Origin of the sequence: Curvibacter microcysteis (assembly GCF_028649455.1) — a bacterium.
Taxonomy (GTDB): domain Bacteria; phylum Pseudomonadota; class Gammaproteobacteria; order Burkholderiales; family Burkholderiaceae_C; genus Curvibacter; species Curvibacter microcysteis.
In genome coordinates, this window is record NZ_JAQSIO010000012.1 from 44,869 (window position 1) to 67,395 (window position 22,527).

Consider the following 22,527-nt stretch of genomic DNA (forward strand, 5'->3'; position numbering starts at 1 on the left):
AGAGACATCATGAGCGACCCGATTGTCGACAAGATAAAAAGCAACCCCAAGTACCAAGAGCTGCAGAAAAAACGCAACGGTCTCGGTTTTCTGCTGACCGTGCTGATGTTGGTCGTGTACTACGGCTACATCGCGCTGATCGCCTTCAACAAGCCCTTCCTGGCCCAACCCGTGGGCGAGGGCGTGACCTCGCTGGGCATCCCCATTGGCATGGGCGTGATCATCTTCACCATCATCATCACCGGCATCTATGTGAAGCGCGCCAACGGCGAGTTTGACCAGCTGACCAAGGAAATCCTGAAGGACGCCAACCAATGAACACCAAGTCACTTCAATGGGCCCTGGCTTCGGCACTGAGCCTGGCGGCTGCGGGCTCCGCTCTGGCCGCCGGTGGCGACCTCGGCGAATCGGCCAAGCAGTCCACCAACTGGACCGCCATCCTCATGTTCGGCGCCTTCGTGGCCGGCACCCTGTGGATCACCAAATGGGCGGCGGCCAAGACCAAATCGGCCTCTGACTTCTACACCGCTGGCGGCGGCATCACCGGATTCCAGAACGGCCTGGCCATCGCGGGCGACTACATGTCGGCCGCCTCCTTCCTGGGCATCTCGGCGGCCGTGATGGCCACGGGCTACGATGGCCTGATCTACTCGATCGGCTTCCTGGTGGGCTGGCCCATCATCACCTTCCTGATGGCCGAGCGCCTGCGCAACCTGGGCAAGTTCACCTTTGCCGACGTGGCCGGTTACCGCTTCCAGCAAACCCCGATCCGCGCCTTCGCGGCCTCGGGCACCCTGGTGGTGGTGGCCTTCTACCTGATCGCCCAGATGGTGGGTGCGGGCCAGCTGATCAAGCTCTTGTTCGGCCTGGAGTACTGGATGGCCGTGGTCATCGTCGGCGCGCTGATGATGGTCTACGTGCTGTTCGGCGGCATGACCGCCACCACCTGGGTGCAGATCATCAAGGCCTGCATGCTGCTGGCGGGCGTGAGCTTCATGGCCTTCATGGTGCTGGCCAAGTACGGTTTCAGCCCCGAAGCGCTGTTTGCAGAAGGCGTGAAGGTCAAGGCCGCCATCGCCGCCAACGCCGGCAAGACGCCTGAGGAAGCCGCCAAGATCGGCCTGTCGCTGATGGGCCCGGGCGGCTTCATCAAGGACCCGATCTCCGCCATCTCCTTCGGCATGGCGCTGATGTTCGGCACCGCCGGCCTGCCCCACATCCTGATGCGCTTCTTTACCGTGCCGGACGCCAAGGAAGCCCGCAAGTCGGTGCTGTGGGCCACCACCTGGATTGGCTACTTCTACGTGCTGATCTTCATCATCGGCTTCGGCGCCACCACCCTGGTGTTGACCAACCCCGAAATGGCCGATGTGGCCAAGGGCGTGATCAAAGGCGGCGCTGGCACGGCCAACATGGCGGCGGTGCTGGTGGCCAAGTCGGTCGGCGGCGATGTGTTCTACGGCTTCATCTCGGCCGTGGCCTTTGCCACCATCTTGGCCGTGGTGGCGGGCCTGACCCTGTCGGGTGCCTCCGCCGTGTCGCATGACCTGTACGCCACCGTGTTCAAGAATGGCAAGGCCGACAGCGCCGCCGAGCTGAAGGTGTCGCGCCTGACCACCATCGCCCTGGGCGTTGTGGCGGTGGTGCTGGGCATTGCCTTCGAGAAGCAGAACATCGCCTTCATGGTGTCGCTGGCCTTCGCGATTGCCGCCTCGGCCAACTTCCCGGTGCTGTTCCTGTCGGTGCTCTGGAAGGACTGCACCACCAAGGGCGCGGTGATCGGTGGCTTCCTGGGCCTGATCTCCTCGGTGGGCCTGACCATCGTGTCGCCCTCGGTGTGGGAAGCCACGCTGGGCTACCCCAAGGGCTCGGCCTGGTTCCCTTACTCGTCGCCGGCCCTGTTCTCGATGTCCATCGGCTTCTTCGGTGTGTGGCTGTTCTCGGTGCTGGACCGCAGCGCCCAAGCCACCAAGGAACGCGCCGCCTTCGCTTCGCAGCAAGTGCGCTCGGAAACCGGCCTCGGTGCCGCCGGCGCCTCGGGCCACTGAGCCCACCGCTGCCTGGCCTCCCAGCCTGCCTCAGGGCCGCTGGGGGCCCCTCCCAACCGGGCTTCGGCCCGGTTTTTTTTCGCCTGCGCCCCGGGTGGGATCAACGCGCCAGCAGCGCGCGCAGCTTGATGAAGGCCAGGCCGGCCATCACCGCGTCGTTGAGGGCGTCGTGCGCGTCGCGCAGCGGCAGGTCCAGGTCGGCCATCAAGGTGGCAAAGCGCAGGTCGATGTCGGCGTTGTCGTGCTGCTGGTAAGGCATCAGCTGGCGGAATTTGTGGTCGTAGTACAGCGCCGAGACCTCGATCTGGGGCTGTGGCAAGCCCTGCCCCAGCAGCGGCCGCACCAGGCGGTTGAGCATGGCGACATCGAACTCCAGGTAATAGCCCACCAGAGGCCGGCTGCCAATGAAGTGCAGCAGGCGGCGCACGGCGTCTTCAGGGCTCAGGCCCGCGGCCACATCGCGCTCGCGCAGGCGGTGGATGCGCACGCTCTCGGCCGACACACCACGCTGGGGGCGCACCAGCAGCTCCAGCCGCTCACTGGTCATCAAGCGGTTGCCGACGATGCGCACCGCGCCAATGGACACGATCTCGTCCTGGCGCACGTTCAGCCCGGTGGTCTCGCAGTCCAGCGACACCCATTCGTTGGGCGGGGGTGGCTCGAACAAGCCGGCGAAGGCCGGGTCCTTCAAACGGGACAAGCCCCATTGGCGCCGCAGTGTCTGGCGCAGGCGCTGGCCCAGCGAGGCCTGAAGCAGCGGCGTGCTCATGCCAGAGCGTCCAGGTGAAAGCGGTGGCGCAGCTGGGCCTTGAAGCGCTTGACCACGCCCAGCGAGTCCTTGAGCAGGTCGCGCTCCAGCACGCTCAAAGCCGCCAGGTCGACGGCGCCGCTGATGGGCCGCTGCTTGTCCCACTCGGCCAGGCCCGCCTTGAGCTTGAGGCCCATGAAGACCTGCAGGCTGCTCAGCAGCTCGTCCCCCATCTCGGCACTGAGCGCCCCCTGGGCCACCAGGGCCTGCAAGCGGGCGCTGGTGCTGGTCTCGCGGAGGCGCCCGGCCAGGGCCAGGCTGCGCACACCGTGCACCAGCGGGAAGATGCCTTCTTTCTTGAGGTTGAGCTGGCGCGCCTCATCGCCCAGCGAGAACAGGCGGCCGAGCCAGCTGTTGGACTCGCCAAACGCGTCCAGGGCCGAGGCAAAGCGACTCAAGGCGGCCTCGTTGTCCAGCGACAGCGCGTGCACGCTGTGCTGCACCTCCGCCAGCAGGCGGTCGTCGCCACAGACCGCGTGGGCGTCCATGAAGATGGCCAGGTGCATGAGCTTTTCGGCGTCCGGCACCATCAGCCAGTCGCGCACGCGGTGGCTGAACTCGGCCACCGTGCCGCGCCAGGCGGGGCGGCTCAGCATGATGCCGCCGGGGCATTCGGGGTAACCAAAGCGGCTCAGCACTTCGGAGAAGCGCTGACACAAGGCGTCCAGGTTGGCCGGCGCCAGGTAGCCATCGCGCAGCACCAGGGCGTTGTCCTGGTCGGTCTTGAGCAACTGCTCGCCACGCCCTTCGCTGCCCATCACAAACAGGCAGCTGTTGGCCACCAGATCGGGGGGCGCCAGCATGGACCAGGCGCGCTCAAACAAGCGCAGGTTGAGCTGCTGCACCAGCTTGGCGATCAAGGCCACGCGGGTGCCGCCGCGGTACAGCAGGCTGATCATGCGGTTGATCTGCGCCGCCGCCTGCTCCAGCCCGGCCAGGTCGCGGGCCTGCTCGATCTGCACCGTGATCAGGTGCGAGTGGTTGCCCAGGAAGCTGAACAAATCCAGCGCCTCCAGGATGCCCCGCACCTCGTCGCCGGCCATGACGACCACGCGGTGCACCCGGCTGCGCAGCATCAAGGCCATGGCATCGCCCAGCAGGTCGTCCGGGCGCACCGTGACCAGGGAAAAGCTGGCCAGCTCGCCCACGGGCAAGCTGTCCAGCGGGCGGCCGTCGAGCACGGCGCGCTGCAGGCCGGTGGTGGTGAAGATGCCCAGGCGCGGGGGCTGCCGGGTGCTGTCGCGCACCAGCACGTTGGCGGTGCGCTCCGCCTGGAACAGGCGCACCACCGAGAGCACATCCAGGCCGGCCTCGACCGTGGGGGCGGGCCGCACAAAGGCCTCCTCGACGCGGGCCAGGGTCAGTGAGTTGAGTTCATGCCGACCCTGGCGCTGGGCCAGGGTGCTGAGCTTGTCGCCCAGGTCCGAAAACAACAAGGCGCCAAAAGCCGCGTTGGAGGCGATCAGCTCGTTGACGGCCTGGTGGGCCAGTTGGTAGGCCACCACCTCCTCGGCCGCGACAAAGCGGTGGCTGACCTTGCCGGCCACCAGGCCACGGCCGTCAAAGCAGTCGTCGGGCCCGCAGGTGGCCAGCACCTCGTCGCCCTCGAGCTGGCTGACGAAGCCCTTGATGATGACGAACAAGTGGCTGGGCGCGCTGCCCAGCTCCAGAATGGTCTCGCCCGCGCGGAAGTAGGCCACGTCCACATGCTGGCGCACCAGGCGCTGCTCGTCGGGGTCGAGGCAATCGAAGGGCGAGGCCGAAAAATTGAAGGCGTTGGGCATGCAGGGCTCCTGGCAGCAAAGGCACCGAACCCGCCGCCCAGTCGCCCTCTTCCCACCATTCTGGCCCGGGGGCCACGCCCTGTCCTTGACGCAGATTCAGGCTTTGAAGCCGTTGCGCACCTGGGCCGCGCCGGTGCAGGTGTCAAACCACGGATCGCCCAGCAAGTAGGCGCGCAGCATGGGCAAGGCGTCCAGCCCCCAGAACACCTGGCCGTCGACCCCCCAGGTGGGCACGCCAAACACGCCGCGCTGCTGGGCCTCGTCGGTGTTGGCGCGCAGCCAGGCCTTGACCTGGTCGGACTCGGGCTCGTGCTGCAGGCGCAGGCCTTCGCGCAGGGTCTGCAGGCGGGCCGGGTCCAGCGGGTCCAGGCCGCCTTGCCAGACATGGCGCAAGACCTCGCGCGCCACATGGCGGTTGATGCAGCCGTCGTGGCTGGTGGCCAAGGCCAGGCGCAACAGGGGCAAAGGCGCAAACGGGTGCTGGGCCGGCATCTGCAGGCCCACCCCACTGCGGTGCCCCAGCCAGCTGACATGGCGGTAGGTCCAGTCGCGCTTGGGCTCGATGCCCGCCGGCCCCGGGTTGCCATGCTGTTTGAGCAAGGCGCCCAGCAAGACCGGCTTGAAGTGCAGGTGGTAGCTCAGGCCGTCCAAGGCCTGCGGCAGCTGCTCCAGCGCCAGCCAGGCATAGGGGGAGACAAAGTCGAGGTAGAAGTCGATGTGTTTCATGCCGGGCTGGGGGTGGGGGTGAAAAATCAGACCGAGTCGGGCTGGACCAGGCCGCTGCGCAACATCACCTGCTGCCAGACGCCGCGCTTGTAGGCGTCGCTGGCGCCGCTCCAGGCGCGCAGCTCGTCCAGGGTGCGGAAGCAGCCTTCGCACACGCTGCGGTCGGGCGTCATGCGACAGACCGAAATGCAGGGCGAGGGCACGTTGTCGACGGCGGCCAGCGCCGCGCGCGCCTTCTCGGCCAGGGGGGCGAGTGAGCGGCTCATGCGACCACGTCCTGCACCACGTCCTGCACCACGTCGGCCACCGGGGCGCCCTCGGTCAGGCCCGCCAGGTCCTGCGGGCGCAGGCGGAACACGCCATGCGGGTGGCCCGCCGCCGCCCAGACTTCTTCAAAGCGGAACAGCTCGCGGTCGATCAGGGTGACGGGCTTGTTCAGGTGGCCCACGGGCGACACACCGCCAATGGCAAAGCCCGTGCTGGCGCGCACGAAGTCCGCGTCGGCGCGGCCGGTCTTGCCGACCAGGGCGTCGACTTTCTTCTCGTCCACGCGGCGGTCGCCCGAGGCAATCACCAGCACGGCCACGTTGTCGGCCTTGCGGCGGAAGATGATGCTCTTGGCGATCTGACCCACGGCCACGCCCAGGGTGTCGGCGGCCTGCTGCGCGGTGCGGCAGGACTCGCCCAGCATCTGCGGCGCATGGGGATGGCCCTTGTCTTGCAGCAGCGCGGCCACGCGCTGCACGCCATCGGGCAAAGGTTTCAGTTCGGCACCACACATGATTGCGACATTCTCTCGGTTCAACACGGAGCGCATTGTGCCGTGTCGGGCCACCCACCGGGGCGCCAGGGCTTGATCAACCCAGGCGCTTGTTGAGCAGCGCCGTGGCGGCGCGCGAGTTGGGTTGGCGCCCCAGGGCCTGGCTGATGTAGACGCCCGCGTCGATCAGGCGGTCCAGGTCGATGCCGGTTTCGATGCCCATGCCGTGCAGCAGGTAGACCACGTCCTCGGTGGCCACGTTGCCGGTGGCGCCCTTGGCGTAAGGGCAGCCGCCCAGGCCGGCGACCGAGGTGTCGTACTGCCACACGCCCATCTCCAGCGTGGCCAGGGTGTTGGCCAGGGCCTGGCCATAGGTGTCATGGAAGTGGCCGGACACGTCGTCCAGGGCATAGACCTGCAAAGCCGCCTCCATGGCGCGCTGCACCTTGCGCGGCGTGCCCACGCCAATGGTGTCGGCCACGCCGATGTGCTGCACGCCGATGTCCTTCATGAGCCGCGCCACCATCGTCACGCGCTCGGGGGCGATCTCGCCCTCGTAAGGGCAGCCCACGGTGCAGGAGATGGCACCGCGCACCGCGATGCCGGCGGCCAACGCGGCGGACACCACAGGCGCAAAGCGCTCGATGCTCTCGGCGATCGAGCAGTTGATGTTCTTCTGGCTGAAGGCCTCGCTGGCCGCGCCGAACACCACCACCTCGTCGGGCCGCGACAGCACCGCCGCCTCATAGCCCTTGAGGTTGGGCGTCAGCACCGCATAGCGCACGTCGTCGCGGCGCTGCAGGCCGGCCATGACCTCGGCGTTGTCGCCCATTTGGGGCACCCACTTGGGGCTGACAAAACTGGTCACCTCGATGTGCTTGAGGCCCGCGTCCTGCAGGCGGTGCACCAGGCCGATCTTGAGCTCGGCGCTCAAGGCTTGCTTTTCGTTTTGCAGGCCGTCGCGCGGGCCCACATCAACCAATTTGACGCGGCTGGGGAGTGTCATGGGGTGGGGTCTTCCAAAGGCAAAAATGCGCGTGACTCAGTAGCCGCGCGTGGGGTCCACCACCCCGGCGATGGGCTCGCCGCGCTGCAAGGCGTGCATCTTGCCCACGATCTGGGCGATGCTCTCCTCGCGCAGGGTGCGCGCCGAGGTGTGGGGGGTGACGGTGATCTTCGGGTGCTGCCAGAAGGGGTGGCCGGCAGGCAGCGGCTCGGTGCGGAACACATCGAGCGTGGCGCCCGACAGCTGGCCACTGTCCAGCAGCGCCAGCAGGTCGGCCTCGACCAGGTGGGCGCCGCGCGCCACGTTGATCACATGGGCGCCCGGGGCCAGGCGCGACAGGTTCCGGTGGTTCAGGATGTTTTCGGTCTCGGGCGTCAGGGGCAGCAGGCAGATCAGCACCTGCAAGCCGTCCAGAAAGTCATGCAGGCCGGCGCCGTCCATGGCGCCCGAATAACAGGCCACGCCCTCGATCTGCTTGGGGCTGCGGCTGAAGCCGCGCACCGGGAACTCGAACACCTGCAAGGCGCGCGCCACGCGCTCACCCAACACCCCCAGGCCCAGCACGCCGACCTGGCAGGCCGCACGGCTGCGCGGCTTGCGGTAGGACCAGCGGCCCTGGGCCACGTCGGCCTGGTAGCCGTCCAGCTCGCGGAAGTGGCGGATCACGGCATGGGTCACGAACTCGGCCATCTGCACCGACATGCCCGCGTCGTCCAGGCGCACCACCAGGGTGCCGGGCGCGATGCGTTTTTGCAGCAGGGCATCGACGCCGGCGCCGATGTTGAACAAGGCCTGGAGGCCGGCCTGCTCGTCGAGGAACTGTTGCGGCGGCGCCCAGACCACGGCGTAATCGGCCGGCGGCGCGCCGGGCTGCCAGACGCTGAGGGTGGCTTCAGGCCAGGCGGCTTGCAGGCCCGCCAGCCAGGGTTCGGGCTTGGTGTCGGTGAGGCAGAGGGTGATGTGCATGGGGCTGGAGTCTGCCATCAAGACCGGTGCGGCGCTGTCACGCCGGCTCAGGCTGCGGCCACCAGGCGCAGCAGCTCGGCGCCGTCGCTCACCTGGTCGCCGGGGGCGTACAGCAGCTCTTGCACCACCCCATCGGTGGGCGCGGCGATGGTGTGCTCCATCTTCATGGCTTCCATCACCGCGAGGGCCTGGCCCTTGCTGACCTGGTCGCCCGCCTTGACCGCGAACGAGACCACCTTGCCCGGCATGGGCGCGGTCAGGCGCCCGCCTTCGGACTGGCTCTCGCCCGCATGGGCCAGCAGGTCGACCACGGTGATGCGGGTTGCCCCTGCGGCGGCGAACACATGGGCCACATCGCCCAGCAGGTCCACTTGCACGGCCAGGCGCTGACCCGCGAAGTCGATCTCCAGGCCTTGCGGCAGCGCGCGCCATTGCAGCGGGCCCGTGTGCTCGCCCACGCTGAGTTGCAGGCGGCCGTCATGGCGGTAGAGCAGGCGTGCCTCTTGCGGCTGGTCCTGAAAGACCAGGCCAAAGCGGCGCACGGTCTCGCCATGCGAGGCCCAGCCATCACGCCGGCTGAAGGGGTCGGCGCCGGCCTGGGCCTGCTCTTGCGCCAGGGTGTGGGCCACCACGGCGGCACTGGCCACGGCCAGGCCCAGGCGCTCCTGGTGGAACAGCACGGCCTGCTCACGCGGGATCAGCGCGGTGTCCAGCCGGGCCTGGGCAAAGGAGTCGCTGTGCAGCACATGGCGCAGGAACTGCACATTGGTGGCCAGGCCCACGATGTGGGTCTGGGCCAGGGCGCGGTCCAGGCGGGCCAGGGCTTCTTCGCGGGTGGCGCCGTGCACGATCAGCTTGGCCACCATGGAGTCGTAATAGGGACTGATGGCGTCGCCCTCGCGCACGCCATCGTCAATGCGCACCACGCCGCGCTCAAAGCTGGTGCAGGCAGGCTTGCGGTACACATTCAGGCGGCCAGTGGCGGGCAGGAACTGGTTGTCGGGGTTCTCGGCGCAGATGCGGGCTTCGATGGCATGGCCTTGCAGGCGCAGCTCGGACTGCTGCAGCGGCAGCGGCTCGCCGGAGGCCACCCGCAGCTGCCACTCGACCAGGTCCAGGCCGGTGATGGCTTCGGTGACCGGGTGCTCCACCTGCAGCCGGGTGTTCATCTCCATGAAGAAGAAGTTCATGCTGCCGTCGGCGCGTTGTTCAACGATGAACTCCACCGTGCCTGCGCCCACGTAGTTCACGGCGCGCGCCGCAGCCACGGCGGCCTGGCCCATCTGTTCGCGCAGGGCCGGGCTCAGGCCGGGCGCCGGGGCTTCTTCGAGCACCTTCTGGTGGCGGCGCTGCACCGAGCAGTCGCGCTCGAACAGGTAGACGTACTGGCCGTGCTGGTCGCCAAAGACCTGGATCTCGATGTGGCGCGGGCGTTGCACGTACTTCTCGATCAGCACCGCGTCGTCGCCAAAGCTGTTGCGCGCCTCGCGCTGGCAGGAGGCCAGGGCCTCGGCAAAGTCCGCCGCCTGCTCCACCGCGCGCATGCCCTTGCCACCGCCGCCGGCGCTGGCCTTGATCAGCACCGGGTAGCCGATGCGATCGGCCTCGCGCTGCAGCAGGGCCGGGTCCTGGTCGCGCCCGTGGTAGCCGGGCACCAGGGGCACGCCAGCTTTCTCCATCAGTTGCTTGGACTCGGCCTTCAGGCCCATGGCCTGGATGGCGGAGGCCGGCGGGCCGATGAAGACCAGGCCAGCCGCGGTGCAGGCCTCGGCAAATTCCTCGTTCTCGCTCAGGAAGCCATAGCCCGGGTGCACCGCTTCAGCGCCCGTGGCCTGGGCTGCGGCGATGATGCGTTGCCACTGCAGGTAGCTCTCCTTGGGGGCGCTGCCGCCCACATGCACGGCCTCGTCACAGGCCGCGACGTGCTTGGCCTGGGCGTCGGCGTCGGAGTAGACCGCCACGGTCTGGATGCCCATGCGGCGGGCGGTGGCTGCGACGCGGCAGGCGATTTCGCCCCGGTTGGCGATCAGGATCTTCTTGAACATAGGGTTGACTCCAAAACTCAGGGGGCCCAGACAAGGGTGTTGTCCACGGCGTACAGCTTGCAGACCTCGCCCCGGCGGGCCTGGCAAAAACCCAGGGCACGGCCAACAGCCCAGTCGCCCGTGGCCCAGCCGACCGCCCCGCTGGGGCTGATGGCAAAGGCGCGCGGCAGCGGGCTGGCGAGGAACTTTTGATAGAAATTGGCGCGGGTGCTGTCACTGACGGGCACCCGCTCCAGGTCGGTGACGGCGCCCGTGGGTTGGGCGGGAGGCAGCGCGGGCAGGCCCGGCTGTTTGAAACCCAGCTGGGCCAGGAAAGCGTCGACGCGCGGCACCCAGTGATCCATGTCCGCCGTGGCGCCGCTGTGGCCGTCGCTGCCTGAAGCGCCCAACTGTTGGAACTCGGCCGGCGCACCGCCCTCGCGCCAGGCCTGGAACCAGCGGCGCGGGTGCTCCGCGCCCCAATAGCGGTCGTTCTCCCAGTACAGCCACAGCATGGGCGCGCGCTCGGGCGCCGACTGACGCCGCCACAAGGCCTGGATGACCTGGGGGCCGCAGGGGTTGCCGGTGCGCTGGTCGGGGTCACCGCCCGTGCCACCGGACCAATTGATGCCGCCCAGCAAGCCCTCGGGCTGGCGGGCCACCGTGGCCACCGCCGTCAGGCCGCCCACCGACTGGCCCATGACCAGCCAGCGCGAGGCGTCCACGCCCGGCTGGCTGCGTGCCCAGGCCCAGGTGGCCAGCACCTGGTCGGAGGCCGCTTGGGCCATGGGCTCGACGCGCATGGCGTTGCAGTTGCCGCTGCTCTCCGGGTCAAAGTCGCCATAGGTTTCACCATAGCCGACCCGGGTCGGCACCATCACCACAAAGCCTTTGTGCACCAGGTAGCGCGCGATGTGCTCGTAGCGCTGGCGGCCTTGCTGGGCGCGCTTGGCGCTGACCGCGCGGCCGTGGTTGAAGATCACCAGCGGGAACGGCCCCGCGCCCTGGGGGCGGAACACGGTGACGGGGATGTCTCGGCTTTCTTCGCGCCCGTACAGGTCTTTGACGCGCACCGGCACATGCTGCACCGACTCGCGCAGGTCGGCGGCCAACGCCGGCTCGGTGCTCGGGCTGGCCGCGGTCTGGGCCTGGGCCAGCGCGGCGCCCAGCAGCCAGCCGAGCGCCAGGAAACGAGCGAACAAGAGTCTGTTGCCCATGACCGATCAGCCCTGCAGCCAGTGGGGCTTGCGCTTTTGCAGGAAGGACTGGATGCCCTCACGGCCTTCGGGGCTGACGCGCACATCGGCAATGCTTTCCACGGTGCTGCGGATCAGCGCGGCGTCGATGTCGCGCCCGGCCACGTCCTGCACCAGTTGCTTGCACAGGCGCACGGCCTGCGGCCCGGCGTTGACCAGCTGCGTGACCACCTCGTTGACGCGGGTGTCGAGTTGCTCGGCACTGACCACCTCGTGCACAAAACCGATGCGCAAGGCCTCGGCGGCGCTGAAGCGCTCGGCCGTCAGACAGTAGCGGTGCGCGGCGCGCGCGCCCATGGCGCGGATCACATACGGGCTGATGGTGGCGGGGATCAGGCCCAGGCGCGCCTCGCTGAGGCAGTAGCCCGCGGTGTCGACGCTGATGGCAATGTCGCAGGCCGCCACCAGGCCGACGCCACCGGCGTAGACATCGCCCTGCACCCGCGCCACCGTGGGCTTGGGGCAGGCGTAGAGCACGCGCAGCATCTCGGCCAGCTGCTCGGCGTCAGCCAGGTTCTGCTCGCGGCTGTAGTCGGCCATGCGGCGCATCCAGTTCAGGTCGGCGCCGGCGCAGAACGCCGGGCCCTCGCCCGCCAGGATGATGGCGCGCACCTCGGGGTCGGCCCCGAGTTGCAGAAATGCCTGGGTGAGTTCGGCGATCACCTCTTCGTTGAAGGCGTTGCGCACGTCGGGTCGGTTCAGCGTGACGCGGGCCACGGGGCCGGGGGTCACGACAAGGGAGCGGGAAGGGGTGCTCATGGGTCGGTGCCAGGTGTTGGGTTCAGCGCGGCGCGGCCGTCACATGCGGAAGACGCCGAAGCGGGTGTCTTCGATCGGGGCGTTGCGCGAGGCCGACAGGCCCAGCGCCAGCACGCGGCGCGTGTCGGCGGGGTCGATCACGCCGTCATCCCACAGGCGGGCGGTGGCGTAGTAGGGGTGGCCCTGCACCTCGTACTGCTGGCGGATCGGGGACTTGAAGGCTTCTTCTTCCTCGGGCGTCCACTGGCCGCCCTTGGCCTCGATGCCATCACGCTTGACGGTGGCCAGCACGCTGGCGGCTTGCTCGCCGCCCATGACGCTGATGCGCGCGTTGGGCCACATCCACAAAAAACGCGGGCTGTAGGCCCGGCCACACATGCCGTAGTTGCCGGCGCCGAAGCTGCCACCAATGATGATGGTGAACTTGGGCACGCTGGCCGTGGCCACGGCCGTGACCATCTTGGCGCCGTTGCGGGCGATGCCTTCGTTCTCGTACTTGCGGCCGACCATGAAGCCGGTGATGTTCTGCAGGAACACCAGCGGGATCTTGCGCTGGCAGCACAGCTCGATGAAGTGCGCGCCCTTCAGCGCCGACTCGGAGAACAAGATGCCGTTGTTGGCGATGATGCCCACGGGCATGCCTTCGATGCGCGCAAAGCCGGTCACCAGGGTGGTGCCGAAGCGGGCCTTGAACTCGTCGAACTCGCTGTCGTCGACGATGCGGGCGATGATCTCGCGCACATCAAAGGGCTTGCGCGTGTCGGTGGGGATGACGCCATACAGCTCGCGCGCCTCGAAGCGCGGCGGCCGCGCGGGCGGGCCTTGCAGCGGGTCGGCCTTCTGGGCGTTGAGGTTCTTCACCGCCTGGCGCGCCAGCGCCAAAGCGTGCAAGTCGTTTTGCGCCAGGTGATCGGCCACGCCGGACAGGCGCGTGTGCACATCGCCACCGCCCAGGTCTTCGGCCGTGACCACTTCGCCGGTGGCGGCCTTCACCAGGGGCGGGCCGCCCAGGAAGATGGTGCCCTGGTTCTTGACGATGATGGTCTCGTCGCTCATGGCTGGCACATAGGCGCCACCGGCCGTGCAGCTGCCCATCACCACCGCGATCTGCGAGATGCCCTGGGCGCTCATGTTGGCCTGGTTGAAGAAGATGCGGCCGAAGTGGTCGCGGTCCGGAAAAACCTCGTCCTGGTTGGGCAGGTTGGCACCACCAGAGTCCACGAGGTAGATGCAGGTGAGGTGGTTCTGCGCCGCCACTTCCTGGGCACGCAGGTGCTTCTTCACCGTCATGGGGTAGTAGGTGCCGCCCTTGACCGTGGCGTCGTTGCAGACGATCAAGCAGTCCACGCCGTTGACGCGGCCGATGCCGGTGATGACGCCCGAGCAAGGCGCGTCGCCGTTGTACATGCCGTGCGCGGCCAGCGGGCTCAGTTCGAGGAAAGGCGTGCCCGGGTCGAGCAGCATTTGCACGCGCTCGCGCGGCAGCAGCTTGCCGCGCGCCGTGTGCTTGGCGCGCGCGGCCTCGCCGCCGCCAGCGGCCGCCTTGGCGACTTGCACGCCCAGGTCGTCGACCAGGGCCTGCATGGCGCTGACATTGGCCTGGAAGTCGGCCGAACGGGGATTGAGTTGGCTATCGAGGATCATGGTGGTGGGGCTCCGGGGGCGACGCTCAAGCCGTCTTGGCTTCGGTCAGACCGAGCTGGTCTTTCATGGTGTCGCGGATTTTGAATTTCTGGATCTTGCCGGTCACCGTCATCGGGAAACCGGTCACAAAACGGATGTAGTGCGGCACTTTGTAGTGCGCGATCTGGCCTTTGCAGAAGGCGCGCACCTCGGCCTCGTCGAGGGTCTGGCCGGGCTTGGGCACGATCCAGGCGCAGAGCTGTTCGCCATACTGGGCATCGGGCACGCCGACCACCTGCACGTCCTGGATCTGGGGGTGGCGGTAGAGGAACTCTTCAACCTCGCGCGGGTAGATGTTCTCGCCGCCTCGGATCACCATGTCCTTGATGCGGCCGACGATGTTGACGTAGCCCTCGGCGTCCATCGTGGCCAGGTCGCCGGTGTGCATCCAGCCCTCGGCGTCGATGGCCTCGCGGGTCTTGGCCTCGTCACCCCAGTAGCCATGCATCACCGAGTAGCCGCGCGTGCACAGCTCGCCCGACTGACCGCGCGGCACCAGGGCGCCGTTGTCGGGGTCGATGACCTTGATTTCGAGGTGCGGCTGCACCCGGCCCACGGTGGAGACGCGCTGCGCCAGCGGCGTGTCGGTGCTGCTTTGGCAGCTGACCGGGCTGGTCTCGGTCATGCCGTAGGCGATGGTGATTTCGTTCAGGTGCATGTCGCGCACCACGCGCTTCATGACCTCGGTGGGGCAGGGCGAACCGGCCATGATGCCGGTGCGCAGGCTGGACAGGTCGAACTCGGCAAAGCGCGGGTGGTCCAGCTCGGCGATGAACATGGTGGGCACACCGTGCAGGCCGGTGCAGCGCTCGTCCTGCACGGTTTGCAGCACGCTCAGGGGCTCGAAGCCATCGTTCGGGTAAACGATGGTGGCGCCGTGCGTGAGACAGGCCAGGTTGCCCAGCACCATGCCAAAGCAGTGGTACAGCGGCACGGGAATGCACAGGCGGTCGGCTGGGGTGAGCTTCATGGCCTCGCCAATGAAGTAGCCGTTGTTCAGGATGTTGCGGTGCGTCAGCGTGGCGCCCTTGGGGTGGCCCGTGGTGCCGCTGGTGAACTGGATGTTGATCGGCTGGTCGGCCTTGAGCACGGCGGCGAACGAAGGCAGGCGCGGGTCGTGCACATCGCCACGCGCCATCAGGCTGGAGAAGCGCATCATCCCGGCCTGGTCCTCGCCCTGCTCGGCCTCGTCGATCCACACCACGGTGCGCAGCGCGGGCAGGCGCGCCGCCTGCAAGGCGCCGGGGCGGCAGTGGGCCAGCTCGGGGGCGAGCTCGCGCAACATGGCCAGGTAGTCACTGGTCTTGAAGCGCGCCATCGTGACCAGGGCCTTGCAGCCGACCAGGTTGAGGGCGTATTCCAGCTCGGACGTGCGGTAGGCCGGGTTGACGTTGACCAGCACCAGGCCGACCTTGGCGGTGGCCAGCTGCATCAGCACCCATTCGGCGTTGTTGTGCGACCAGATGCCGATGCGGTCCCCGCGCGTCAGGTCCAGGCCCAGCAAGGCGCTGGCCAGGCGGTTGACCTCGCGCTGCAGGCTGCGGTAGGTGAAGCGCAGGCCTTGGTGGCGGCTGACCAGGACTTCGCGCTCGGGATGGCGCGCCACCATCGCGTCGAAAAAGTCACCCAGCGTGTCTTCGATCAAGGGCGTGTCGGTCGCGCCCTGGTCGTGGCTCAGACCGGGCGACAACGTGGTCGCTTGGCTCATGTTCTTGTCTCCTCGGGCAAAAAGGTCGCACCACCCGCGCGGCCAGGCGCCAGCATACGGCCACAGCGGCCCGGCACTGGGGCCAACGAGGTTGCATATTGCGCCAGGCCTTGGCAGACTCTGCCCATGCCTCTTCACGCCCCCGACCGGCCTGCCCGCCCGGCCACCCGAGCCCCTTCCAGCCCGCTCCTGGCCGCGCCCCAGGCCGCCACCCCCATGGCTTTTGTGCAGGCCATTGTGCGGGCCTACGAACAGCGCGGCCTGAGCCCTGAACAGGCCTTGAAAACCGCACAAATTGCGCCAGAGATCGTGAGAGACAGCACGCAGCGCATCACGGCCTTGCAAATGGAGTTGTTGTCCGGCGCCGCGATGCAGGAACTCGACGACGAGGCCCTGGGCTGGTTCGAGCGCCGCCTGCCCTGGGGCAGCTACGGCATGCTGGCCCGCGCCTCGATCAGCGCGCCCACCTTGGGCGTGGCGCTCAAGCGCTGGTGCCGCCACCATGGGCTGATCGCCAGCGACGTGCAGCTGCAGACCAGCGAACAGGGCAACCGCGCCAGCATAACCCTGCAAGAACACCGTGCGCTGGGCCCGCTGCGCGAGTTCTGCCTGGTCTCGGTGCTGCGCAACATCCATGGCCTGGCCTGCTGGCTGATCGACTCACGCCTGCCCTTGCTGCAGGCGCAGTTTCCTTTTGCAGCGCCGCCGCACGCCAGCGTCTACCCCCTGCTTTTTCCAGGCCCGGTGGGCTTTGAGGCGCCGCTGGCCCGCATTGACTTCGATGCCCGCTACCTGCACATGCCGCTGCGCCGCGACGAGGCGGCGCTGCAGCAGATGCTGCAGCGGGCCCTGCCGCTGACCGTGCTGCAGTACCGGCGTGACCGCCTGCTGGTGCAGCGGGTGCGCCAGCTGCTGGTCAGCCAGCCGCAAGACACGCAAAGCGCCGAGGCCCTGGCGCACTGGTTGCACATCTCGCCGCGCACCCTGCACCGTCAGCTCAAGGAAGAAGGCGCCAGCCTGCAAAGCCTCAAGGACGAGGTGCGGCGCGACCGCGCCACCGAACTGCTGCTGCGCACCCACAAGCCGATCAAACAGGTGGCCGAGGCGGCGGGCTTTCGCAACGAGAAGAGCTTCATCCGCGCCTTCCGCGACTGGACGGGGCACTCGCCCGCCGAGTTCAGGCGCCAGCCTGACCCGGCTTGAGCGCGCTGCCGCATCAACGTGGGCGGCGAGCGTCCAGGCTCCAGCCCCCGGCGCCCTGGGCCGCCAGCACCAGCAAGCCGCCCACCACGGCGATGTTCTTGAAGAACAGCAACTGGGTCACAAAGACCTGCTCAGGGGCCACGCTCCAGAACGGGTGGAAGAAGAAGCTCGCGGCCAAGGTGAACAGGCCCAGCACCAAGGCCGCCCAGCGGGTGTGCCAGCCGGCCAGCAAGGCCAGGCTGCCCAGGATCTCGACCGTCAGCGCCAGGACAGCGCCCACCGCAGGCAAGGGAAGACCGGCTGAGCTGATGTAGCCCACGGTGCCGGCAAATCCCGTCAGCTTGCCAATGCCGGCCGGCAGAAAGAGCACGGCCAGCAGCGCGCGGCCAGCGAGGTTCAGCGCGTTGTGCAGGGGATGTTGGTCAGCAGTGGTGTGGGACATGGTGTTTCTCATCAACAGTTAGGGGGTCATCGGTGGCTGACGTTGGACGCCAGCCTTCATTTGCCGGAGGTGTCCCTCACGGGACGCCACTCAATCGGCATGGGTGAACTGTATTGATGATGAAATAAAAGATAAATATTGCTTCAAATGATGATTTGTCTTTGTTTCAGAGCCAATTCAGGCTGAAACCCAGCTCATCAAGCCGCCCCAGCCCCCCATCGCTGCAGACCTGCACATCCTTGACGTTCGTCAAAAACCCTGACCGACCCCAGGCTTTAGGCCCCCGTTGAGAAACAAATCCACTTTAATGACGTGGCAGTCACAAGTTTCAAATCGGGAGTTATCTGCACATGGGCCTCATTCAATTCACGCAACTCAAGGTGTCCACCCGGCTGGCACTGGGCTTCGGCATGCTGGTGGCCAGTCTGGTCCTGGTGGGGGCTTTGGCCTTGAACAAGTTCTCGCTGCTGACCACGCAGCTGGACATGCTGATCAACAACCGCATGGTCAAAGTCACCCAGTTCACCGAGATCAAAGACAAGATGCAGACGGTGGCCCGCATCACCCGCACCGTGGCCTTGATCGAAGACGTGAAAGATGCGCAGGCCCAAGCCGACAAAATCCCTCCTCTGCGCGCCCGCAGCAGCGAGTTGCTGGCACAGCTCGAGAAGACCGTGGTGCTCCCCAAGAGCGCTGAACTGTTGAAGACCATCCAAAGCAACCAGGCCGCCTACGACGCCGACATCGATGCGGCCATCAAACTGGGGCTGACTGGCAAGCCCGAAGACGCCAAGGCCGCCACCGAGATCCTGCTGACCAAAGTGGCGCCGCGCCAGGACCTGATCTTCAAGGCCCTGGACGACTCGGTGGCCGTGCAACAGGATCTGTCGCAGTCTGCCGGCGCCGAAGCTCGAGAGGCCGTGGCCTCGGGGCAGGCCTGGGTGCTGGGCATCACGGGCATCGCCATCGTGCTGGGCATCGGGCTGGCCTGGACCATCGCCCGCAGCATCACCCGCGCCTTGGGGGCGGAGCCGGACGAAGTGTCAGAGGCGGTGGCCCGGGTGGCCGATGGGGACCTGAGCCTCCACATCACCCTGCGCCCCGGCGACACGCGCAGCATCATGGCCGCCGTGCAGCGCATGCAGACCAGCCTGGTCCAGGTGGTGAGCACCGTGCGCCAGGGCAGCGAGGCCGTGGCCGCCGCCAGCGCCCAGATCGCCTCGGGCAACCGCGACTTGTCGGGCCGCACCGAGGAACAGGCCAGCGCCCTGGAAGAGACTGCCGCCTCGATGGAGGAGCTGGGCTCGACCGTGGGCCACAACGCCGACAACGCCCGCCAGGCCAACCAATTGGCGCAGGCCGCCGCCGGCGTGGCCAGCCAGGGTGGCGCCGTGGTGGCCGAGGTGGTGGACACCATGAAGGGCATCAACGACAGCTCGCGCAAGATTGCCGACATCATCGGCGTGATCGATGGCATTGCCTTCCAAACCAACATCCTGGCGCTGAATGCCGCGGTGGAAGCCGCCCGCGCCGGTGAGCAGGGCCGCGGCTTTGCCGTGGTGGCCGGCGAGGTGCGCACCTTGGCCGGGCGCAGTGCCGAGGCGTCCAAGGAAATTCGCCGCCTGATCCAGGACAGCGTCGAGCGGGTCGAATCGGGTTCGGCCCTGGTCGACCGCGCCGGCGCCACCATGAGCGAGGTGGTGGGCAGCATCCAGCGCGTGAGCGACATCATGGCCGAGATCTCGGCCGGCAGTGCCGAGCAGGCCCAGGGCGTGAACCAGATCGGCGAAGCCATCACCCAGATGGACCAGACCACGCAACAAAACGCGGCCCTGGTCGAAGAGATGTCGGCCGCCGCCGACAGCCTGCGCGGTCAGGCCAATGACCTGGTGCAGGCCGTCGCCGTGTTCAAGCTGGCCGCCGGCAGTGCGGCGGCGGCGCCCCGCCCCGCCCCCCGGCCACGCGCTCAGACCAGCGCACCGGCCACCCCAGCGCTGGGCCAGCGCCCCGCACCCAAGAAGGTGGCCCAGGCCGCCAAGGCCCCGACTGTGCCCCGCCCCGAGTCATTGGCCCTGGCCTCCAAAGCCCCCGCCCAGCGGACGGCACCGGCGGACGACAACTGGGAGAGTTTTTAAAACCGCCTGACCCGGCCCACGGGTGATGGGCTGGCGGTCAGGCCGCGATCACCGCCCCAAAAACAAGAGACAAACGCCCCGTGACCTCCCCCCTGATCACCCTGCACCACTGCGTCAGCGCCCGCTCCTTCCGCCCCTTGTGGATGCTCGAAGAACTGGGCCTGCCCTACACCCTGCGCATGCTGCCCTTCCCGCCGCGCGCACTGCAACGGGACTTCCTGGCGGATAACCCGCTGGGCACGGTGCCCTTGCTGGTGGACGGCGAAGTGCGCATGACCGAGTCGGCCGCCATGTGCCAGTACCTGGCCACGCGCATGCCCGGCAGCCCGCTGGCCCTGCAGCCTGGCGAGGCCGACTATGGCGCCTGGCTCAACTGGTTGCACCAGGGCGAGGCCACGCTGACCTTTCCACAGACCCTGGTGCTGCGCTATGCGCATTTCGAGCCCCCCGAGCGGCGTCAGCCCCAGGTGGCGCAAGACTATGCGCGCTGGTTCCTGGCGCGCCTGAAGTCCCTGGACATGGCCTTGCAGGACGGGCGCGAGTGCTTGTGCGCAGGCCGCTTCACGGCCGCTGATGTGTCGGTGGGCTACGCCTTGATGCTGGCTGGCCACCTGGACCTGCTGAGCGCCATGTCGCCCGCCGTGCAGGCCTACTGGCAGCGCCTGCAGGCGCGCCCGGCCTTTGTTCGCGCCTTGGCCGCCCAACACCAGGCGGCGCTGGACCAGGGCGTGCCGGTGACCCCGGCGCCCGATACGCGGCCCCGCTGAGGGCCAAGCACCCCAGTGCCTCAGCAGCCCAGCAGCGCGGGCAGCTCGGCCATGCTGCCGAACACCTGCGATGCGCCCGCGGCCAGCAGGTCGGCGCGGGTGTCGTGCAGGGCGCCATGGGGCAGGTAGGCGAACACCGTGGCCCCGGCCGCCACGCCCGCGGTGACGCCGGTGACGGTGTCCTCGACCACGGCACAGCGGCGCGGGTCGGCCTGCAAGGCGGCCGCCGCGGCCAGGTACACATCGGGGGCGGGCTTGCTGCGTGGCATTTCATGGCCGCTGAACACGCGGCCTTCAAAATACGACGCCAGGCCCACCTTGTTGAGCTGCAGCTCCACCTTGAAGCGGTCGGCGCCCGAGGCGCAGGCGATGCGCCCGCCATGGTGCTGGTGGACGCGCTGCACCGCCTCGTGGATGTGCTCGATGGCGGTCAAGCGCTCGTTCAAGGCGGCGTTGCGCCGGGCGTAAAAGTCGGCCATCCAGGCCTCGGTCAGCGGGCGGCCGGACTGGGCTTCGATGTTGGCGCGCTCGTCGCGCACGGCCTTGCCCACGAAGACGCGGAAGCACTCTTCAGGCGTCAGCACCCAGCCCAGTTCCTCAAGCATGTCGCGCAGCAGCCCATTGGTGATGGGCTCGCTGTCGACCAGCACCCCATCGCAATCAAACAGCACGGCCTCAAACGCGGTCATCGGCAAACTCTCCTGCAGCAAATCGTCATGGTCCACCCGCCTCAGCGGGACTTGAAATCACCGTCCACGTAAAACCAGCGCGCCTGCTCGGGCGCGGCCTGGTCAGGCCCGGCGAGGGTCTGGCGCACGGTCTCGCGCACAAAGCGGCTGCGCTCCTGCAAGCGCTGCACGCGGCCTTCTTGCCGGTAGCGCGCCAGGAATTCGACCTCCGCCCGTGCCCCGGCCGGCCAGTGGCCGCGCACGGTGAGGCCCAGCCACTCGGCACCGGGGTCCAGCGCCAGCTCGGACGGTCGGGTGCTGGCGTGCCAGGTGGCGAGCAGGTAGTCGGCGCGCCCCAACACATAGGCGCTGTAACGCGAGCGCATCAGCGATTCGGCGTCGGGCGCAGGCTGGGTGTCGAAAGCGTCCAGGTAGCGGCCGCAGCAGTCGGGCCAGGCCAGGGGCCGGCGCCGCGCGTCCAGCCGGCCACAGGGGCAAGGTGAAGAAGGGGTCAGGGACACAGTGGACACGCGGGCCCGGCGCCCCGAAGGGCATGGCCCGCGCCAGCGGGTGGTGGTGAAGCCCGCATTCTAAAAGCCCGGGCCGGCGATGGGCCCGGTTGGGTCAGGCCAGGGCGCGCTGGATCAAGATCTTCTGCACGTCGCTGGTGCCTTCGTAGATCTGGCACACGCGCACATCGCGGTAGATGCGCTCGACCGGGAAGTCATTCACATAGCCGTAGCCGCCCAGGGTCTGGATGGCGGCACTGCACACCTGCTCCGCCATTTCGCTGGCAAACAGCTTGGCCATGGCGGCCTCCTTGAGACAGGGCCGGCCAGCGTCGCGCAGGGCGGCGGCATGCCAGATGAGTTGACGGGCGGCCTCGAGTTGGGTCGCACAGTCGGCCAGGCGAAAGCCCACGGCCTGGTGGTTGAAGATGGCCGTGCCAAAGCTCTCGCGTTGCTTGGCATAGTCCAGCGCCACCTCGAAGGCGCTGCGCGCCATGCCCAGGCTTTGGGCGGCAATGCCGATGCGCCCACCTTCGAGTGCGGACAGGGCGATCTTGTAGCCCTCGCCCTCGGCACCGATCCGGTTCTCCACCGGGATGCGGCACTGCTCGAAGTTGATCTGCGCGGTGTCGCTGCTGTGCTGACCCAGCTTGTCCTCCAGGCGGGCCACCTGGTAGCCGGGCGCGTTGGTGGGCACCAGGAAGGCGCTCATGCCGCGCTTGCCCGCGCTCTTGTCGGTGACGGCGATGACGATGGCCACCTGGCCGTTCTTGCCGCTGGTGATGAACTGCTTGACGCCCTGAATCACGTACTCGTCACCCTGGCGCTGGGCCGTGGTCTTGACGGCCGAGGCGTCGCTGCCCACCTGGGGCTCGGTGAGGCAAAAAGCGCCCAGCATCTGGCCCTGGGCCAAGGGCACCAACCACTGCTGCTTTTGCGCCTCGCTGCCGTAGCGCATCAGGATGGCGTTGACAGGGCAGTTGGTGACGCTGATGGCCGTGCTGGTGCCGCCGTCGCCAGCGGCGATTTCTTCCAGCACCACCGCCAGGCTGACGGTGTCGAGGGCGGCGCCGCCGTAGGCCTCGGGCACGCAAATGCCGTAGGCGCCCAGGGCGGCCAGGCCCTGGTGGGCCTCGCGCGGGAAGTGGTGTTCGCGGTCCCAGCGGGCGGCGTGGGGCCAGAGTTGCTCGCGGGCGAAGTCGCGCACCGCGTCACGGATCATTTCTTGGTCAGCGTTCAACAACATGGGGGTCTCCTGTTTTTTTGAAATCAGCG

At 68.0% G+C, this 22,527-nt stretch carries 21 protein-coding genes; 5 read left to right on the top strand and 16 right to left on the bottom strand.

The genetic code is table 11. The annotated features are described in order from the left end of the window. Positions 1–9: 9 nt before the first annotated feature. Together PSQ39_RS20340 and PSQ39_RS20345 are read left to right on the top strand one after the other, a co-directional pair. Positions 10–318, top strand: a complete 309-nt coding sequence (locus PSQ39_RS20340; protein ID WP_273929289.1) for a DUF485 domain-containing protein — start codon at positions 10–12, stop codon at positions 316–318. Then, the gene (locus PSQ39_RS20345; RefSeq protein WP_273929291.1) at positions 315–2,048 is read left to right on the top strand and encodes a cation acetate symporter; all 1,734 of its coding nucleotides are present in this window, start codon (positions 315–317) and stop codon (positions 2,046–2,048) included. The genes PSQ39_RS20340 and PSQ39_RS20345 overlap by 4 nt, the downstream gene beginning before the upstream one ends. A gap of 100 nt (positions 2,049–2,148) precedes the next feature. On the opposite strand, the gene PSQ39_RS20350 is transcribed toward PSQ39_RS20345, so the two are convergent. The 12 genes from PSQ39_RS20350 to PSQ39_RS20405 form a co-directional block, all read right to left on the bottom strand. Further along, positions 2,149–2,817, bottom strand: coding sequence for a 3'-5' exonuclease (locus PSQ39_RS20350; protein ID WP_273929293.1), 669 nt, complete (start codon positions 2,815–2,817; stop codon positions 2,149–2,151). Next, complete coding sequence (locus PSQ39_RS20355) at positions 2,814–4,640, bottom strand: DUF294 nucleotidyltransferase-like domain-containing protein (RefSeq protein WP_273929295.1); 1,827 nt, start codon at positions 4,638–4,640, stop codon at positions 2,814–2,816. Before PSQ39_RS20355 ends, PSQ39_RS20350 begins: the two co-directional genes overlap by 4 nt. 96 nt (positions 4,641–4,736) lie before the next feature. Beyond that, on the bottom strand, positions 4,737–5,366 hold the full coding sequence (locus tag PSQ39_RS20360; RefSeq protein WP_273929297.1) for a 2-hydroxychromene-2-carboxylate isomerase: 630 nt from the start codon (positions 5,364–5,366) through the stop codon (positions 4,737–4,739). A gap of 26 nt (positions 5,367–5,392) precedes the next feature. Beyond that, the gene (locus PSQ39_RS20365; protein ID WP_273929298.1) at positions 5,393–5,632 is read right to left on the bottom strand and encodes a DUF1289 domain-containing protein; all 240 of its coding nucleotides are present in this window, start codon (positions 5,630–5,632) and stop codon (positions 5,393–5,395) included. Beyond that, on the bottom strand, positions 5,629–6,147 hold the full coding sequence (locus tag PSQ39_RS20370) for a YbaK/EbsC family protein (protein ID WP_273929300.1): 519 nt from the start codon (positions 6,145–6,147) through the stop codon (positions 5,629–5,631). The genes PSQ39_RS20365 and PSQ39_RS20370 overlap by 4 nt, the downstream gene beginning before the upstream one ends. A 76-nt stretch (positions 6,148–6,223) precedes the next feature. After that, a complete protein-coding gene (locus tag PSQ39_RS20375; protein ID WP_273929302.1) occupies positions 6,224–7,132 on the bottom strand; it encodes a hydroxymethylglutaryl-CoA lyase in 909 nt (302 codons plus the stop codon). 36 nt (positions 7,133–7,168) lie between these two features. After that, on the bottom strand, positions 7,169–8,098 hold the full coding sequence (locus PSQ39_RS20380; protein WP_273929304.1) for a 2-hydroxyacid dehydrogenase: 930 nt from the start codon (positions 8,096–8,098) through the stop codon (positions 7,169–7,171). 47 nt (positions 8,099–8,145) lie between these two features. Continuing rightward, on the bottom strand, positions 8,146–10,143 hold the full coding sequence (locus tag PSQ39_RS20385) for an acetyl/propionyl/methylcrotonyl-CoA carboxylase subunit alpha (RefSeq protein ID WP_273929307.1): 1,998 nt from the start codon (positions 10,141–10,143) through the stop codon (positions 8,146–8,148). Between the two features lie 17 nt (positions 10,144–10,160). Beyond that, the gene (locus tag PSQ39_RS20390; protein ID WP_273929309.1) at positions 10,161–11,339 is read right to left on the bottom strand and encodes an alpha/beta hydrolase family protein; all 1,179 of its coding nucleotides are present in this window, start codon (positions 11,337–11,339) and stop codon (positions 10,161–10,163) included. Between the two features lie 6 nt (positions 11,340–11,345). Then, positions 11,346–12,137: an enoyl-CoA hydratase/isomerase family protein gene (locus PSQ39_RS20395; RefSeq protein WP_273929311.1), complete on the bottom strand. Its 792-nt coding sequence runs from the start codon at positions 12,135–12,137 to the stop codon at positions 11,346–11,348. Positions 12,138–12,176: 39 nt separating this feature from the next. Beyond that, positions 12,177–13,781: a carboxyl transferase domain-containing protein gene (locus tag PSQ39_RS20400; RefSeq protein ID WP_273929313.1), complete on the bottom strand. Its 1,605-nt coding sequence runs from the start codon at positions 13,779–13,781 to the stop codon at positions 12,177–12,179. Between the two features lie 25 nt (positions 13,782–13,806). Further along, positions 13,807–15,528: an AMP-binding protein gene (locus PSQ39_RS20405; RefSeq protein ID WP_273929315.1), complete on the bottom strand. Its 1,722-nt coding sequence runs from the start codon at positions 15,526–15,528 to the stop codon at positions 13,807–13,809. Positions 15,529–15,654: 126 nt separating this feature from the next. On the opposite strand from PSQ39_RS20405, the gene PSQ39_RS20410 reads away from it, so the two are divergent. After that, positions 15,655–16,731 carry an AraC family transcriptional regulator gene (locus PSQ39_RS20410; RefSeq protein ID WP_409242062.1) on the top strand — a complete coding sequence of 359 codons (1,077 nt, stop codon included), beginning with the start codon at positions 15,655–15,657 and terminating at the stop codon, positions 16,729–16,731. 13 nt (positions 16,732–16,744) lie between these two features. Here the strand turns inward: PSQ39_RS20410 and PSQ39_RS20415 are convergent, their stop codons facing one another. After that, the gene (locus PSQ39_RS20415) at positions 16,745–17,173 is read right to left on the bottom strand and encodes a DoxX family protein (RefSeq protein WP_273929316.1); all 429 of its coding nucleotides are present in this window, start codon (positions 17,171–17,173) and stop codon (positions 16,745–16,747) included. A gap of 350 nt (positions 17,174–17,523) precedes the next feature. Between PSQ39_RS20415 and PSQ39_RS20420 the strand changes: the two genes are divergently transcribed. Together PSQ39_RS20420 and PSQ39_RS20425 are read left to right on the top strand one after the other, a co-directional pair. Next, positions 17,524–19,308, top strand: coding sequence for a methyl-accepting chemotaxis protein (locus PSQ39_RS20420; protein WP_273929318.1), 1,785 nt, complete (start codon positions 17,524–17,526; stop codon positions 19,306–19,308). Between the two features lie 92 nt (positions 19,309–19,400). After that, positions 19,401–20,075, top strand: coding sequence for a glutathione S-transferase family protein (locus PSQ39_RS20425; protein WP_273929358.1), 675 nt, complete (start codon positions 19,401–19,403; stop codon positions 20,073–20,075). A 20-nt stretch (positions 20,076–20,095) separates the two neighbouring features. On the opposite strand, the gene PSQ39_RS20430 is transcribed toward PSQ39_RS20425, so the two are convergent. The 3 genes from PSQ39_RS20430 to PSQ39_RS20440 all read right to left on the bottom strand — a co-directional run bounded on the left by PSQ39_RS20430 (position 20,096) and on the right by PSQ39_RS20440 (position 22,498). Then, the gene (locus PSQ39_RS20430; protein WP_273929320.1) at positions 20,096–20,764 is read right to left on the bottom strand and encodes an HAD family hydrolase; all 669 of its coding nucleotides are present in this window, start codon (positions 20,762–20,764) and stop codon (positions 20,096–20,098) included. Positions 20,765–20,805: 41 nt separating this feature from the next. Continuing rightward, positions 20,806–21,273 carry a YchJ family protein gene (locus PSQ39_RS20435; RefSeq protein WP_273929322.1) on the bottom strand — a complete coding sequence of 156 codons (468 nt, stop codon included), beginning with the start codon at positions 21,271–21,273 and terminating at the stop codon, positions 20,806–20,808. A gap of 94 nt (positions 21,274–21,367) precedes the next feature. After that, on the bottom strand, positions 21,368–22,498 hold the full coding sequence (locus tag PSQ39_RS20440; protein WP_273929323.1) for an acyl-CoA dehydrogenase family protein: 1,131 nt from the start codon (positions 22,496–22,498) through the stop codon (positions 21,368–21,370). Positions 22,499–22,527: the final 29 nt, after the last annotated feature.

What these genes read in the sequence shown, in the direction of transcription:
- PSQ39_RS20340 (WP_273929289.1), top strand. Translation starts at nt 10, where the DNA reads ATGAGCGACCCGATTGTCGACAAGATAAAAAGCAACCCCAAGTACCAA.
- PSQ39_RS20345 (WP_273929291.1), top strand. Translation starts at nt 315, where the DNA reads ATGAACACCAAGTCACTTCAATGGGCCCTGGCTTCGGCACTGAGCCTG.
- PSQ39_RS20350 (WP_273929293.1), bottom strand. Translation starts at nt 2,817, where the DNA reads ATGAGCACGCCGCTGCTTCAGGCCTCGCTGGGCCAGCGCCTGCGCCAG.
- PSQ39_RS20355 (WP_273929295.1), bottom strand. Translation starts at nt 4,640, where the DNA reads ATGCCCAACGCCTTCAATTTTTCGGCCTCGCCCTTCGATTGCCTCGAC.
- PSQ39_RS20360 (WP_273929297.1), bottom strand. Translation starts at nt 5,366, where the DNA reads ATGAAACACATCGACTTCTACCTCGACTTTGTCTCCCCCTATGCCTGG.
- PSQ39_RS20365 (WP_273929298.1), bottom strand. Translation starts at nt 5,632, where the DNA reads ATGAGCCGCTCACTCGCCCCCCTGGCCGAGAAGGCGCGCGCGGCGCTG.
- PSQ39_RS20370 (WP_273929300.1), bottom strand. Translation starts at nt 6,147, where the DNA reads ATGTGTGGTGCCGAACTGAAACCTTTGCCCGATGGCGTGCAGCGCGTG.
- PSQ39_RS20375 (WP_273929302.1), bottom strand. Translation starts at nt 7,132, where the DNA reads ATGACACTCCCCAGCCGCGTCAAATTGGTTGATGTGGGCCCGCGCGAC.
- PSQ39_RS20380 (WP_273929304.1), bottom strand. Translation starts at nt 8,098, where the DNA reads ATGCACATCACCCTCTGCCTCACCGACACCAAGCCCGAACCCTGGCTG.
- PSQ39_RS20385 (WP_273929307.1), bottom strand. Translation starts at nt 10,143, where the DNA reads ATGTTCAAGAAGATCCTGATCGCCAACCGGGGCGAAATCGCCTGCCGC.
- PSQ39_RS20390 (WP_273929309.1), bottom strand. Translation starts at nt 11,339, where the DNA reads ATGGGCAACAGACTCTTGTTCGCTCGTTTCCTGGCGCTCGGCTGGCTG.
- PSQ39_RS20395 (WP_273929311.1), bottom strand. Translation starts at nt 12,137, where the DNA reads ATGAGCACCCCTTCCCGCTCCCTTGTCGTGACCCCCGGCCCCGTGGCC.
- PSQ39_RS20400 (WP_273929313.1), bottom strand. Translation starts at nt 13,781, where the DNA reads ATGATCCTCGATAGCCAACTCAATCCCCGTTCGGCCGACTTCCAGGCC.
- PSQ39_RS20405 (WP_273929315.1), bottom strand. Translation starts at nt 15,528, where the DNA reads ATGAGCCAAGCGACCACGTTGTCGCCCGGTCTGAGCCACGACCAGGGC.
- PSQ39_RS20410 (WP_409242062.1), top strand. Translation starts at nt 15,655, where the DNA reads ATGCCTCTTCACGCCCCCGACCGGCCTGCCCGCCCGGCCACCCGAGCC.
- PSQ39_RS20415 (WP_273929316.1), bottom strand. Translation starts at nt 17,173, where the DNA reads ATGTCCCACACCACTGCTGACCAACATCCCCTGCACAACGCGCTGAAC.
- PSQ39_RS20420 (WP_273929318.1), top strand. Translation starts at nt 17,524, where the DNA reads ATGGGCCTCATTCAATTCACGCAACTCAAGGTGTCCACCCGGCTGGCA.
- PSQ39_RS20430 (WP_273929320.1), bottom strand. Translation starts at nt 20,764, where the DNA reads ATGACCGCGTTTGAGGCCGTGCTGTTTGATTGCGATGGGGTGCTGGTC.
- PSQ39_RS20440 (WP_273929323.1), bottom strand. Translation starts at nt 22,498, where the DNA reads ATGTTGTTGAACGCTGACCAAGAAATGATCCGTGACGCGGTGCGCGAC.